The sequence below is a fragment of the Corallibacter vietnamensis genome (genome assembly GCF_039537875.1).
In the GTDB taxonomy this organism is placed as follows: Bacteria; Bacteroidota; Bacteroidia; order Flavobacteriales; family Flavobacteriaceae; genus Corallibacter; species Corallibacter vietnamensis.
This window is the reverse complement of sequence record NZ_BAABBI010000001.1, coordinates 1706351-1721141: the sequence shown is the minus strand read 5'-3', so window position 1 is coordinate 1721141 and position 14791 is coordinate 1706351. Positions and strand designations below refer to the sequence as shown.

Annotated in this window: 15 protein-coding genes; all 15 read right to left on the bottom strand. The window is 33.9% G+C overall.

Features of this window, described 5'->3' with window-relative positions; genetic code table 11:
• Positions 1–303 precede the first annotated feature (303 nt).
• Positions 304–507: a hypothetical protein gene (locus ABD690_RS07950; protein ID WP_344729089.1), complete on the bottom strand. Its 204-nt coding sequence runs from the start codon at positions 505–507 to the stop codon at positions 304–306.
• 278 nt (positions 508–785) lie between these two features.
• Complete coding sequence (locus ABD690_RS07945; protein ID WP_344729087.1) at positions 786–1535, bottom strand: hypothetical protein; 750 nt, start codon at positions 1533–1535, stop codon at positions 786–788.
• Between the two features lie 1031 nt (positions 1536–2566).
• A complete protein-coding gene (locus tag ABD690_RS07940) occupies positions 2567–3643 on the bottom strand; it encodes a glycosyltransferase family protein (RefSeq protein WP_344729085.1) in 1077 nt (358 codons plus the stop codon).
• Positions 3644–3649: 6 nt separating this feature from the next.
• Positions 3650–4477, bottom strand: coding sequence for a glycosyltransferase family 2 protein (locus tag ABD690_RS07935; protein ID WP_344729083.1), 828 nt, complete (start codon positions 4475–4477; stop codon positions 3650–3652).
• Positions 4478–4541: 64 nt separating this feature from the next.
• Positions 4542–5345 carry a putative capsular polysaccharide synthesis family protein gene (locus tag ABD690_RS07930; protein WP_344729081.1) on the bottom strand — a complete coding sequence of 268 codons (804 nt, stop codon included), beginning with the start codon at positions 5343–5345 and terminating at the stop codon, positions 4542–4544.
• Positions 5346–5348: 3 nt separating this feature from the next.
• Positions 5349–6317, bottom strand: a complete 969-nt coding sequence (locus ABD690_RS07925) for a glycosyltransferase (protein ID WP_344729079.1) — start codon at positions 6315–6317, stop codon at positions 5349–5351.
• Positions 6310–6729, bottom strand: a complete 420-nt coding sequence (locus ABD690_RS07920) for an acyltransferase family protein (RefSeq protein WP_344729076.1) — start codon at positions 6727–6729, stop codon at positions 6310–6312. Before ABD690_RS07920 ends, ABD690_RS07925 begins: the two co-directional genes overlap by 8 nt.
• Positions 6729–7868, bottom strand: coding sequence for a glycosyltransferase (locus ABD690_RS07915; RefSeq protein WP_344729074.1), 1140 nt, complete (start codon positions 7866–7868; stop codon positions 6729–6731). Before ABD690_RS07915 ends, ABD690_RS07920 begins: the two co-directional genes overlap by 1 nt.
• Positions 7852–8772 carry a class I SAM-dependent methyltransferase gene (locus ABD690_RS07910; RefSeq protein WP_344729072.1) on the bottom strand — a complete coding sequence of 307 codons (921 nt, stop codon included), beginning with the start codon at positions 8770–8772 and terminating at the stop codon, positions 7852–7854. Before ABD690_RS07910 ends, ABD690_RS07915 begins: the two co-directional genes overlap by 17 nt.
• Positions 8773–8775: 3 nt before the next feature.
• Positions 8776–9645, bottom strand: coding sequence for a sulfotransferase family protein (locus tag ABD690_RS07905; RefSeq protein ID WP_344729070.1), 870 nt, complete (start codon positions 9643–9645; stop codon positions 8776–8778).
• Positions 9584–10789, bottom strand: coding sequence for an ABC transporter ATP-binding protein (locus ABD690_RS07900; protein WP_344729068.1), 1206 nt, complete (start codon positions 10787–10789; stop codon positions 9584–9586). Before ABD690_RS07900 ends, ABD690_RS07905 begins: the two co-directional genes overlap by 62 nt.
• Positions 10790–10930: 141 nt before the next feature.
• Positions 10931–11293 (bottom strand): four helix bundle protein, encoded by a 363-nt coding sequence (locus tag ABD690_RS07895; protein WP_344729066.1) that lies wholly within the window; start codon positions 11291–11293, stop codon positions 10931–10933.
• Positions 11294–11343: 50 nt separating this feature from the next.
• Positions 11344–12189, bottom strand: a complete 846-nt coding sequence (locus ABD690_RS07890; protein ID WP_344729064.1) for an ABC transporter permease — start codon at positions 12187–12189, stop codon at positions 11344–11346.
• A 755-nt stretch (positions 12190–12944) separates the two neighbouring features.
• Positions 12945–13580, bottom strand: a complete 636-nt coding sequence (locus tag ABD690_RS07885) for a hypothetical protein (RefSeq protein ID WP_344729062.1) — start codon at positions 13578–13580, stop codon at positions 12945–12947.
• Positions 13581–13630: 50 nt separating this feature from the next.
• Positions 13631–14614 carry an SDR family oxidoreductase gene (locus ABD690_RS07880; protein ID WP_344729060.1) on the bottom strand — a complete coding sequence of 328 codons (984 nt, stop codon included), beginning with the start codon at positions 14612–14614 and terminating at the stop codon, positions 13631–13633.
• Positions 14615–14791 lie beyond the last annotated feature (177 nt).

The following is a 14791-nucleotide window of genomic DNA, read 5'->3' as shown; positions in this document are numbered from 1 at the left end:
GGTTGTTGGTTGTATGTTGTATGTTGTGGGTTGATGGTTGACGGTTATCGGTTATCGGTTGTGGATTCCGTATCAAGTGCGGAATGACAGCGTGTGGGGTTTGAGCAGGGAGTGGTGCGTAGTGAGAATGGAAAATTGATAATTGAGAATGGAGAATGGATAATGGATAATGGAGAATGGAGAATTGATAATGGAAAATTGAGGATTATGGAGATCGGTTATCGGGTATCGGTTGTTGGTTGTATGTTGTATGTTGTGGGTTGTGGGTTTTGACACATAGGTTTCTTCTGGTATGTGCCTATTTTATGCGGTGCGTTTTTTGTTGATCTCATTAAACACATCGTCATACTCTAACCCCATATAGTCACAAAATTCACGTATGGTTACAACCTGATGCTTTTTCTTTTGGTAAACATCTTTTATAGTACGCACTAATGTTTGAGCCGTTTTTTTTGATTTCCCTGTGATTGCCTCTACATCAGATGGGTAAATACAAATTCTTTTCATAATAAATAACAAATCTTTAAAATCAACTTTTCATTTTTGGTTCATTAAGTTTCATATATAAAAGATCATTAGTTATTTACTTGCAAATTAGCATTTTATAGTATTCATTATAAAATCTACTAAAATATGTTCTTAACATTTTCTCAACATTTTTTATAATATTTTGATTTACAACACATTAAAAAACCATATATTTACTAAAAACTTGCTTTTTGGGCATAAAAAAAGGTGTTTTAGTCGTTCTAAAACACCTTTTTTACTACTGATAAAACACGCTGTTATAGCACTTCAACGATTTGAAGGGCGTTGAATGTTCCGTTTTTAAGTGGGTACTGGACATTGTTTATCTCTTGATAAAATGCTATTTTAAACAAATAAAATGCTTGTCCTGTACCCGCAGCTGGAGCTGCAGGCGTTAAGGTTACGGTTGTAGCTGTACCATTGATAGGTGCATTTACAACGTTACTTAACTGCATATCCTTTACCCTTGAATCAAAATCAAGGTTTAAGAAACCGCAACTAAACTCAACATGTGTTGCTCCTTCAGGAAAAAGTAGATGTTGATCAGGGATAAAATTGGTCATTGATATTTCTCCTGATGTGGTATTGAGATTAAAATCACTCAAAAGCACCTCTGATACGCTAGACTTTCTATTAAAGTCAAACCCTTTTAAGGGGCGTTTACCTTCTGGTGATTGTATCCCTACAGCTACATTACGTTTACCACGTGGTGAGGTGGTATCGGCATTTTTTACTTGCGACATTACTTGGGTAAGTCTAGAGGCTAGCTTGCTATCTTTGGCATTTGCCACCAAATCTATTATAGCACGCCTAAGTAGTTTACCACTTGATGCTGCTAATCCGAATTCGCTATTGTTTTCACGTGTTCTTTGAAATGCCGGATCTTTTTTGATACGGTCTTTACTTACTCCGCCTTTAGTTCTTACGCGGTAACCATCTTCTGTCTTGTAGAAGTTTACATCATCTAATGTTCCTTCAATCTTAAATAGGCTTTTATATCTTGCCATCTTTTCATTGTTTTATGTATGCTTCTTATTTGCATACTGTTAATATTTATTTATTGTGTTGCTTTTACTTTAGCTTTTAGATATGGTGCACTTATGTATGAGCTCCTACATAAAAATTTCTGTCTAAAAACTTGAGTGTTACAACACTTGAGACAAATGTAATGTACCAATATCAGGTGTGTTTCGCGTTTGTATGTGTTTGGGGTTTCTTTGCTTTTTATTTATGTTTTTAGGTGTTACTTGTGGGGTTATAGCTTTTAATGGCGTGAATGGTCTTGTTTGTGGTTTATAACGTGTATTTAACCTTTACGTGCTTTTTTAACCTTTTTGGTCTTTTTTGAGGCGTAATGGTATTGGCTGTTTGTACGGCGTATGTACGGGGTATCTACGGGGTATGTACGGGTGAGGCTTGGCGGGAATTGAGTAGTGAGTAGTGAGTATTGAGATCGGTTATCGGTTATCGGGTGTCGGTTGTGGGTTGTGGGTTGTGGGTTGTGGGTAGTTAGTAGTGAGTAGTGAGATGTGAGATGTGAGTCGTATGTTGTTGGTTGTATGTTGTGGGTTGTGGGTTGTGGGTTATTGGTTGGCGGTTGTGAGTAGTTAGTATTGAGTATTGAGTAGTGAGATGTGAGATGTGAGTTGTATGTTGTTGGTTGTGGATTCCGCATCAAGTGCGGAATGACAGCGTGTGGGATTTGAGTAGGGAGTGGTGCGTAGTGAGAATGGAAAATTGATAATGGAAAATTGATAATGGAGAATTGAGGATTATGGAGATCGGTTGGTGGTTGTGGGTTGTTGGTTGTGGGTAGTTAGTAGTGAGTAGTGAGATGTGAGTAGTGAGATGTGAGATGTGAGTCGTATGTTGTTGGTTGTATGTTGTGGGTTGTATGTTGTGGGTTGTGGGTTATTGGTTGGTGGTTGTGGGTAGTTAGTATTGAGTAGTGAGTAGTGAGTTGTATGTTGTTGATTGTGGATTCCGCATCAAGTGCGGAATGACAGCGTGTGGGATTTGAGTAGTGAGTAGTGAGACGTCAATCTTTAGTTATGGGGTGTAGTGGATTATTACATAGAGCCTGTAAAAATGCATCCCATTTTGCAGCTACGTTTTTGGGGTGGTAGTTTTGTAATGTTTCTTCTGGGTATGTATAGGGGTTTTTATACATTTGGAATGCTTTGTTTAAGGCTTTTGTTACACTACTTATATTATGAGGGTTGTACATAGGTAAGTTAAACTGGTGTAACACTTCAGATATGTTACCTATTTCTGGTCCTACAACGACTTTATTAAAGGTCATGCCTAAAAAGACTATACCGGAGTTTAGGGAGTTAATTCGAGGTATGAATACCACATCAGTAGCAGCCATTAGCAATGACAACTGTTCTGGTGGCACAAAACCATACGAAAAGCGATATTTTTTGTTATATTCTTTATTATGTATGTACTCTAGCAGACGTTTTATATCGATATATTTTCTAATTCTGTACCTCCCAGGGAACTCACACGATACTTTTTTATAGTACATATGTGGCGCTAGTAATAGCTTGTTTTTAATCTTTAATTTATTGAAAGCCTTTATTACTAAATCACGTTCTTTAAGCGACCTGACTGCGCCTGGTATAACAACCACATGCTGGTTTGGTTTTATGCCCAATTTCTGGCGTGCATAGGTTTTATCATAGTTTTTAAAGGGTGCTTGATATAGTGGATGCGGTATAACTACCTGTGTTTTTTGAGGGTACTTTAGTTTGTATTTCTCACAACTAAAAGCCCCTAAATGTACAATAGCATGGCAATAATTATAAACTAATTTATATAGCGTTTCAAAATTGGTGGTCATACCATAATGACGCTTTTCATTATGCATCATATACACTATACGTGTATTGTTTTGCCATATTTTAAGTCGCTGTTCTAGTAGATTTAGTTGCTCTTTTGTAGGCTCTTGCCAGTTGAACAAGTGTTCTGGCCAGTGTATTAAAACCACTGCATATCCTTTTACAGAGGTGTTTAAATTACCATAATGAAACTGCCATGTACTTGCTTTTTCAATACCATCAAAAAATACGTTTTCTGGTTTTAGTGCTGGTATCAAGACCCGTTTTTCCATACTGTATTAGCGTATTTTTTTTAAAATAGCTTTCACTAGTGTTTTAATACTATGCGTGTTTTTTAAGGTATTGGTGCTTAACAAACGTTTTTGTTCTTTGTTATAAAAGTCAAACAACAAGTCTCTAGATGTTTTTATGCCGCCCATAGATGCAATCATAAGGTATGTTTCCATAAGCATTTGTTCTACATCGGCCGTTGTTTTTGCTTGCTCATGTATATAAGCGTGAGCTATTTGCTGTGGTATTCGTAAAAACTTAAAATGCTTTGAAATTGCAATCCACAGCGCTACATCCATGCAATAGTTAAGCTCGGTATTTAAAGGACCGCAAGTATCCCAAGCGTTTTTAGAAAAAAAACAACTGGGCTGCATAAAATTTTTACCTTTTGTCCACATAAAGAGTTTGTCCGTTGTTATGTTCTCGTAATATTGAGGTGTATAAACAATGTTTTTATTTAAAGCCACCTTATGCCCTATACCCACTACCGCACCTATATCAGGCTGCCAATTGGCATTTGCTATATGAAACAAGGCTTTTGGCAACAAATAATCATCACTATTTAGCCACCCAAAAATGGTGCCTGTTGCTTTTGCAAATCCTTTGTTTATCGCATCGCTTTGACCTTGATCTGGCTCACTTACCCAATAGGTAATTTGTTTATCATATTTTTTTAAAATAGCTAGCGTATTGTCGGTACTACCACCATCTATAACGATATACTCTAGGTTAGGATATTGTTGTGCCAAGACCGATGTTATGGTTTCTTCAATAAAATCGCCTTGGTTATACGATGGTGTTACTATTGATATTTTTGGATAATGGGCTTGACTCATATAGATTACATTATACTATTACAAACATACTTATATTATTATAAAATATATTTTAAAAACATGCTTACCTAATTGCTCTATGCTTATCAATAAAACTGGTAATCTCGTTTTCTGTATAAAAATGCGTCACGTACGTATTAGTATATAAAGCTTTTAAATCGTCTTCTGGAAATTTAATTTCTTTCTTAAGCGCTTTATAAATAGAGGATATAGACTTATTTTCTGACTGATTAGCAACAACATTAAGTTTAATATTAGTTCCAAAAAATGTTTTCATTGCCTCTTCAAAGCACGCATCTAATGTTTCTAACTTCATAACTAAAATTTTGGTTGCATTATGCTCATAAATACTATAGCCTTTCTCCTTGTCAAATGGTTGCGCATATACATCAAAACCCGTATAAGATTTAAACTCTGAATCAAACCACTGTAATGTATAATCATAATCTAACTTATTCAAATATGCCTTTTTTAAATCTTCTGTGGTATAGGATAGGATATCATTATCAACAAAATCATTAGGGTTTTGCATAAAATTAGACAACTCTCTAGAAACTGGTTCTCTCACCAAAGTGATAATATGTGTCACGTTATTAGGGTTCTGGTCTATATATGAAAACACCTTATTAGCCGCTGCATTATTAGCTTTAAAATGATTTGTCTCCTTTAGTTTTATTTTCAACCAATTATCAGACAAAAAATGCACATGAAATACATTATTCCAAATACTGTAACGTTTTAATTGACTATAAACTGTTGATGACCCTACTTTTCCTAGTGTATACACTAATATCGTTTTGTTTTTAAGATTCCTAAAAACAAATGATTTACAAATACGCTTTACTTTATTAACAATACGGTTTCTCATAGTTTACATTATCTTTTTTAACTGTGTATAGGTATTTATAATAGCATATAGTTTTGGATACGTTGGGCAATAATGCATTAAGGCTATCTGTAAATGAGGTTTCCATAACACATGGTTTTTTAGTTTTTTAGATATCGCCGATTTTAAATAAAAAAGACGCTTTCTAACCGAGATAGCATCAACCTCATCACCAATACCCTTTTTTATAAACCAGTTATACAAACCCAAAACATCATGAGAAGCCTTATGACCTGCCATAAGTTTCTCTAAATAAGCATCGGTAAGTCGCTTTTTTGTAATATAATGTTTAAAAGTAAGCGTCTCTAAATACCATAATTTATACCCCATAATAATAAACCATTTACATAGCTCACTATCGCCTCCTGAACTTAATAATTCTCCTTTTCTATCTGATAACATAGACACAAACCCAGCATCATACAATCTCATAAACAGTACTTTTCTGAATACCATCCCTGCGCCCCACACATAACCTCTATGTGTTATATCGCCACTGCTTAAGGCTTGCTCGCCTACGGCATAGTTCCTTTTCATGTCATCCCACCATAATGGTGTATCGCCTTCTAAAACTCCTTGAGATGCACCTCCTAATGCAGCTACGTCAGGATTTGCTACCATAAAACTATAAGCCGTTTGTATATAATCTTTACACAACCAATTATCATCATCACAAAATATAACAAGATATCCTTTACTCTGTTTTACACCTGTTTCTCTAGCATAAGCCAAACCTGCTTTAGGTTCAGCAACTATATGTAATGGCACGGCTGTTTGTAATGTGTCCCATATAGTTCTTGCTATGGTTGCTGTGTTATCCGTTGAGTTGTTATCTACCAAAACCACCTCATAATTAAGAGACTCCGTAATATGTTGATTAGCTAAATGTGTAAGTGTCTCATCAAGCAAATGCGCACTATTGTAACAGCAGATTATTACTGATATATTAATCATATCGATATGAAAAGTATTTTTTTAAATTATTTATAGGCTTCTCAAAAAAATACCAAGAAGCAGAAGATATTAAAAGTAATAATAAAAGTCCAACTGTATTTTTCTGTATTGGGTTTGATATATTTATCCCTACATACCTCATTATTAAAAAAACAATACTGTGATATAAATAAAGACCATAGCTAATTTTACCTAAGTATATTAAAACTTTACTTGACATAAGCTTACCCAAAAAGCCAGTATATCCTTTTATCGCCAATAAAACCAATGATAAACTTATAAACGTACAACCTATAGCCTTTAAATTAACAGGAAATAATTGATTAGGAATACTATTTTGTGGACCCCAATGAGAATAAATCACAAATATAACAGCAAGTGCTCTTAAGGTATCAATTTGTTTAAAATACATTAATCGTTTCTAATTAAATCAAATAATTCTTTACCTGCATTAACTTTATAACGCTTCATAGCACGCTTATGAGCTACAACACCCATTTCCTTCCATTTTTCTTTATTTTTCCAAGCGTTTTCCATTGCCTTTTCTAAATAAGTTTTTAATGGTGCTTCTGCTATCCAGCCATTTTCATTTTCAACTATAACTTCGGTATTACCTCCTACATCAGTTACTACTGCTGGACGACCACAAATATTAGCTTCTACTAAAGACAAAGGTGTACCTTCGCTAATTGATGGTAAAACCAATAAGTGATTAGCTCTCCATATATCTTCTACAGAATCTACATGTCCTTTTAAAAACACTTTTTCTTTTAACCCATAATGATCTATTAAATCTTTTAAATAGTTTTCATCGTTTCCTTTACCATATAAATTACAAGTCCAATGTCTTACTTTCCATTTATCTTGACTTAAAACTTCAATCAGTATATCTTGACCTTTAAAACGACAATCTAATCTGCCTACTACTGCAAAACTTGGTATTGATAAATCAGGATATTCTATAACGACTTTTCTATCTAAATTAACGGGATTATTAACTAAATGAAAATTATAGCCGTCAGAATTTAAATATCTTTTTGTAAGATTTAAAGAACGTTGAGACACGAAACAGAAGTGTTTAATTTTACTTACAGTAAGTCTTGCTTTTTTTCTTAAATCTTCATTTGGAATACCTACATCATGCAAATGTTGACTTACCAAACTTACAGGAACATTTAAAGTAATTAAGTTAGCTAATAAAGTAGAACCAAATGCTGAAAAAGTATCTCCTTGACTCATTAAAATTCTGTCAGTTTTTTTTAAGCCTATGGCTTTTATTGTTTCAAAGACAGTTAGAGATGTTCTGCTTATTAGTTTTAATATTTTTTTCTTTGATTGTTTTGGGTCTGTATCTAAATAATTAATTTTTGCTCCAAGACTTCTTAAGTTATGTATTTTATCATAATCTTCATCCCATTTTTTAATAAAAACATTCACAACAACACCCTCTTTTAAAGCATAAACAGCTGTGTTATACCACAACTCTTCACTTCCTCCCCATGGAAAACCTTCCATAAGTGATACAATAACTAATTTATCCTTTCTTTTCATAGATAACTAATAAACTATCCCCTTTGTTTAATTTATTTTGATTAAGTTTTTTATAGAGTTTAAGCAAATATTTATTTTGTCCTATTTTACTTTTAACTATCTGATTATTTAATGTTATTCTACCTTTATTTGCTGGCTCTTCATAAATTTCAACCAATGATAATTTACTATAAAAATTAGTTAATTTTTCAAACACATTTCTTCTCCACAATCCCATATGGTGAGGTGGCATGTTAAGAGCTAGGGTTTGTAATTGATTAATATATCTTGGATTAGTTTTTGGTAATTTTTTTTGTTCTTTAAAAAAGACGGCTTCATTATTTGGAACCGCAAAAATTAATTTTCCATTTGGCTTTAGAAGCTTTATACATTGAGAAATAAAATCGTTAATATTCCAAATATGCTCTAAAACCTGAAAAGCACACACTACATCAAACTTAGCATCTTCTTTTTCAGAATAGGTTTCTAACGGTATATTTAAAACTTGTAAACCATTTTTATTTGCCTTTTCAATTGCTTCGCTATTTAATTCTAGACCTAAAGTATTAACCTTTTTTTTGTTTAAATGAGAAAGAAAATAGCCATTACCACAACCAATTTCTAAAACGCTTTGTCCTTCTTTCACAAATGCATCAGTAACTTCATACTCCCATTTCCATTTTTGATAATACCAACTATGTTTTTCTAATGCTTTATAAAACGTTTCGTTACCATAAATAGTAAACGGATAATAAAAGTCATAACCTGTATCTAAACATTTATATAAACAAATTTGGTCTAAATCTTTAAAATAATTTTTAACGTCTAAATCTAAACCTTCTCTATAAATAGAAGCTATTTCTTTAGTAGCTATTTCTTTTAGTAGTTTTACTCTGCCAGAGGTAATAGGTGATTTAGTTATCATATTTTAATTTTTATAAATAGACTCAAACATTATTGACAAATCACTTTGGGTAGATGTGTTTATTGTTAATGCTTCTTTTGATTTTAATTGAATTGAAAAATCATAACTATTGTCAAATAATTCATCTTTAATCCCCATAAATTCTAAAATCTCATTTAGTACAGATATTGTTTGGTTTGAATATCTTGAAAAATCTATTTCTAAAATATTTTCTTTAGGGAAAAAATTTAAAAAGCGATTTAATTGTTGTTCATAATTCCCTCTTGCAATAAAACTTGGTTCATAGATAAATTCTTTTGTTTTTAACAAAATTTCATATTCTTCTTTAACAATATCTATAAATTCAGGAAATGGTTTTCTTTTTAAAAAATCAATCATTTTATCCCCATACACATTATTATACTGAATTACTTTTCTCTTATATTCTTTAGACCACAACTTACCTTCACTTAAAGACTTATACATTTTATAAGCTGAAATTGCTCTTTTAACAGGATCTCTTTTAATAATAATAAATTTTGATTTAGGATTGTACTGTTTTATTCTTTCAGCACAATAAGGTATATATAAATATTCAGTTGAAGAATCAAACCTTATAACTTTATTCTTATTATTATTTCTAAAAAAGGTATGATATTTATTTAATCCCATTTCATACAATCCATCAAAACTAAAAAAATCTGTTTCTTTTGGTATTGAACCTTGAAATGATGGGTGTTGATCTAGGTAATAGTGCAATGATGTAGTACCACATTTTTGAGCTCCCAAAATAAACAGCTCAACCTTATCTCTAGAAATCTTTTTGTTTTTCTTAAACTTCAGTCTTATCATTTTTTTCTTTAAAATAAAATGGCGCAAATACCAACCTATCATTACCTTGCACTTTAAATTCTTTATAATTTATATAGTTAGATAAAACTTGTATATTACCTTCATCAATACAACTATCAAACCTAACCGATATAAAATAAGCGCTTATAGATAAATTAAGCACCCCGAAATCAAAATCAAAATCTTGGTTACTTTCTGCTTTAATACTTATTAACCTTGTCTCTAGTATAGCTACATTTATTTGGGCCATATTATAAATTAGAATAGCTACTCTTACTTTTTTATATTCTTTATTAGAACTTAAATTAAGTTTCAATTTAAAATTTTTATCAGATTCTATATATCCATCATTATCCAAATCTCCTGAAAATACATTAGCATTATTCAAACAAATAACATCTTCTTTGAAGTTTAGTTTACCTGACAAGCTCTGTCTATCAAAATAAGCCTGTATTCCCTCACCAACATTACCTGTATTCATAAGCATTTCTCCTTTATGTAATAAAATAACATGATTACATATTCTAGATATAAAAGGCATACTATGTGACACAAAAATAACAGCAGTATTTTTAAGTATTTCACTAATTTTATTAAAAGATTTCATTGCAAAAGACATATCTCCCACCGCCAATACCTCATCTATAATGAGTACATCGGGTTCCATTTGGGCTGCTACGGCAAACCCCAAGCGCACTTTCATACCAGAGCTGTAATGCTGTACGGGCATATCAATAAACTCTTCTAATTCTGCAAAAGCTATAATATCATGTAACTTGGTATCTATTTCTTTTCGGCTAAAGCCTAAAATAGCACCATTGTTATAAATGTTTTCACGCCCTGTAAGTATGGGGTTAAAGCCAGCACCTAGCTCTATAAGCGCTCCTACTCGCCCTTTGATGGTTACGGTACCAGCATCAGGATTTATGAGTCCGTTAAGTATTTTAAGCAAGGTACTTTTTCCGGCGCCATTATGCCCAATTAAGCCCAAGCACTCTCCACGACGTAATTCAAAATTAATGTCTTTAACCGCCCAAAACTCTTTAGGGCGCAACTGCCGTTCCTGACTGGAACCACGCACACCGCTCACCAAATCCTTAACACCATACCACAGGCTGGTTTTTAGGTCTTTGCAAAACTTTTTGCTTAAGTTTTCAACTTTTACTAAAATTTCACTGTTGTTCATTTTTTTTGGTTATTGGTTGTCTGTTGTCGGTTGTGGGTTATCGGTTGTCGGTTGTTGGTTGTCTGTTGTCGGTTGTCGGTTGTGGGTTATCGGTTGTCGGTTGTGGGTTATCGGTTGTCGGTTGTCGGTTGTTTATAAGCTTCAAACTTTCCAATGTTGTTCTACATATTTTTTAAAGCTATATAATTTTGCTCCTAAGGTATCATATTTTTCAATCAATACTTGAGTTTCTAATTCCGGATAAAGTTTCTGAATCATTTCTAACTGCGATAAACATTCTAATAACGATGCATGTGCATACACTAAAAATTTTATGAAATCTTGTTTGTAACTACGTCTTCCGTATCCTTCTACAATATTATCTTTTATAGATTTAGATGATCTTCGAAGCTGACTTCCTTGTTCATAAAGCTCGTACTTTGGCAGCTTTAATGTGAGTTCATGTACTTCAACAGCATATTGGAAAGCTAAGAGATACATCTCTAAATCTTTATAACTTTTCATTTTTCTTTATTTTTTTGTGAGTTTGCGTTATAACCGAAACTCACGCCTCCCTACGCACTCAACCGTTCTACAATAATAGGAATGGCAATACGGTATATGACTAAACCTAAAAATAATAAAGGTACGCATAGGGCAAGGACTCCTATAAAATAGTTTAAAAATTCCGGCTGAAACCCAACAACCAAATCACGTGTTGTTAGTATAATAGGTGTAATTGGGTTGTATGTCATAAGTGTTTTCATAATCCCTGTTTTAGGAATGGCGTATACCACCGGTGTGACATACATTAAAAACTGCATTCCAAACGAGATGATTTTACTTATATCTTTATACAACAACCCTAAAGGCGTTAAAAACAATCCTAATGTACTACCAAAAAGTACTGCTGCTAAGACGGCAAAAGGCAGTAACAACAAGCTATAATGAAACCCTACACCAAAAATAAAAACAAAAGCCACTAACAGGAGTATTTTTATAGCACTATCAAACAACAGTTTATAAATACCTGAAAGCAAAAGGGCTTCTTTTGGGAAGTTTATTTTGGTTAAAATACCTTTGGCAGCATTGGTACTTTGCATAGGCGAATTTATAGAAGCTACAATTATAGACCAAATCAGGGTTCCTGAGAAGGCGTACACGGGATAAGGCACACCGGTATCAGATAAGCGTACGGTACCACTGTTATTGAGAAAAATCCAAACGGCTGCTGTTGCCAGCGGTGTTACAAACGCCCATAAAATCCCTAAATATGACTGACGGTATTGCGCCTTGATATCGCGCTCGGCTAATTGACGGGCTAAAAATCGTGAACGATACATATCGGTAAGGCTTGCTTTTAAAAGCGCCCCCATTTTTATTGTTCGTTCTTTTTTATATACTCGGGTTTCTAAAGCCATATATTGATTCTAATCACCATCACACTTTGTGTTTTTTTGATTAGGGCTAATATAATAAAACCATTGAAAACCTTTTATGTAGAATATGTATTTAATGTAAAGGTAATAGAGAATTGATAATGGGGAATTGATAATGGAGAATTGATAATGGTTGTGGGTTGTCTGTTGTCTGTTGTCTGTTGTCTGTTGTGGTGTTGGTTGTCGGTTGTGGATTCCGCATCAAGTGCGGAATGACAGCTTGTGGGATTTGGGTAGGGAGTAGTGAGAATTGATAATGGAGAATTGATAATGGATAATGGATAATGGAGAATGGATAATGGGGAATTGATAATTGATAATTGATAATGGGGAATTGATGATTGAGAATTGATAATGGTTGTCGGTTATCGGTTGTTGGTTGTGGATTCCGCATCAAGTGCGGAATGACAGCGTGTGGGATTTGGGTAGTGAGTAGTGAGAATGGAGAATGGAGAATTGAGAATTGAGAATGGAGAATTGAGAATTGAGAATGGTTGTGGTGTTGGTTGTCGGTTGTGGGGTTGGTTGTCGGTTGTGGATTCCGCATCAAGTGCGGAATGACAGCGTGTGGGATTTGGGTAGTGAGTAGTGAGAATTGATAATGGAGAATGGATAATTGATAATGGATAATGGAGAATTTATAATGGGGAATTTATAATGGGGAATTGAGAATTGAGAATGGTTGTGGGTTGTTGGTTGTTGGTTGACTGTTGTGGGTTGTTGGTTGTGGGTTGTGTTTACATGTTATTTGTGTTTAAAAACACTGGTAAGTCATGTAAGGCTAACCAATCCTCATCTACATCATCTTTTAAGAACTGATAATTTAGGGCGCACAGTTTTTTACCCGCAGTAAATTCGCCTAACACGTCTAATAAAATCGTTGTCATATACTCGTTGATCTCCTCTACGGGTCTTGATTGAAGTGATTTAGCTAGATTATTAAATCCCAATAGCAGTCCGTATTTCCCGGTATTATCATCAATAAAATCAGGTTTCCAAACAATATCACTGGCCTTAATAGACATACCACTAAACAGATAAGGCGGGTCTGTTCGTTCTATAAGTTCATCAATTGTGATTTTTGGCTGTATAAAGGCTTGTATTTTCCAATTAGGAATATCTGGTGCCATAGCTACTAAATTTTGAACCATCATAAACCCTTCTGAGTCGCCATTGGTTGTTAGGGTAAATTTTGATAAAGCAGCCGGTGCACCACTTGAAATAACATAACTTACTGTTGCCTCAAATTCTTGCAGTTTACTAGCTAGGGTATGATAGTAGTAAGCTTGTTCAGATTCAGGAAGCGTATGTAAATCATAAAATATATCACGATGCTCATTAAACCAATTCCAAAACATCTTTATTGACGCCATATTACAAGATAAAACAAATTAGCAATTAACTGAAAATTAACGCAATATATTTAATTTTTCATAAACCAATCCCAAGTAAACCTCAACCCTTCTCTAACATTATATTCAGGTTTATAGCCTAAAAGCGTTTCAGCCTTTGAAATATCAGCAAGCGAATCACGCACATCACCCTGTCTTGGTGGTCCGTAAACAGCTTGTAAATCAGTGTTGGCTGCTTGTTGTAAAGATTCCCAAAGGTCATTTACCGAAATACGTTCACCACACGCTACGTTAAAGACTTGGTTTTTGGCAGTTTCTGGCGCAAAAAAGCCGCGCACATTTGCTTGCACTGCATTAGCCACAAAAGTAAAATCGCGAGTTTGCTCGCCATCGCCATTTATTTTCGGTGCCTTATTATCTTTCAAAGCTTGCATAAACAAAGGTATCACAGCAGCATAAGCCCCATTAGGGCTTTGTTTAGGGCCAAATACATTAAAGTATCGCAACCCAACAGTATCGGTATCATATGTTTTACCAAAAACATCGGCATACAACTCGTTTACATATTTTGTTACCGCATATGGCGACAAGGGTTTCCCAATCGTGTCTTCAACTTTAGGCAGCTGCTTACTATCACCATAGGTAGAGCTAGACGCTGCATAAACCATACGCTTTACCGTAGCACTTTCCTTTAGTGCAATCATCATATTAAGAAATCCAGAAATATTCACCGCATTGGTTGTTGCCGGATCATTTATAGAACGTGGCACCGAACCTAAAGCTGCTTGATGACTTACATAATCCATATCCTGCATGGCCGTTTTACAAGTATCTAAATCTCGTATATCGCCCTCTATAAGCTCAAAATTGGGAAGCTGCATAAACTCGGTAAGATTCTCCCTATAACCGTTTGAAAAATTATCAAGTACCCGTACTTTTTTTGCATTATGCTTTAGTAAGTACGCCACAAGGTTAGACCCAATAAAACCTCCTCCACCAGTAATTAGGAATTTCAAACTAGAGATCTCTTGATTATGAAAAGCATTATTGTACATAGTATTTATAAATATGATTTTACAAGCTAAAAATACTATTAATTATAAGAACCCTAATAGAATACCATAAGTATTAGTTAAAACGGCAACCAGCACCGAGTAACTACAACAACACACAACATCATAACTACTAAACCGACTTACTTTGTTACACTGTCTCATCCTGAAATAAGACTA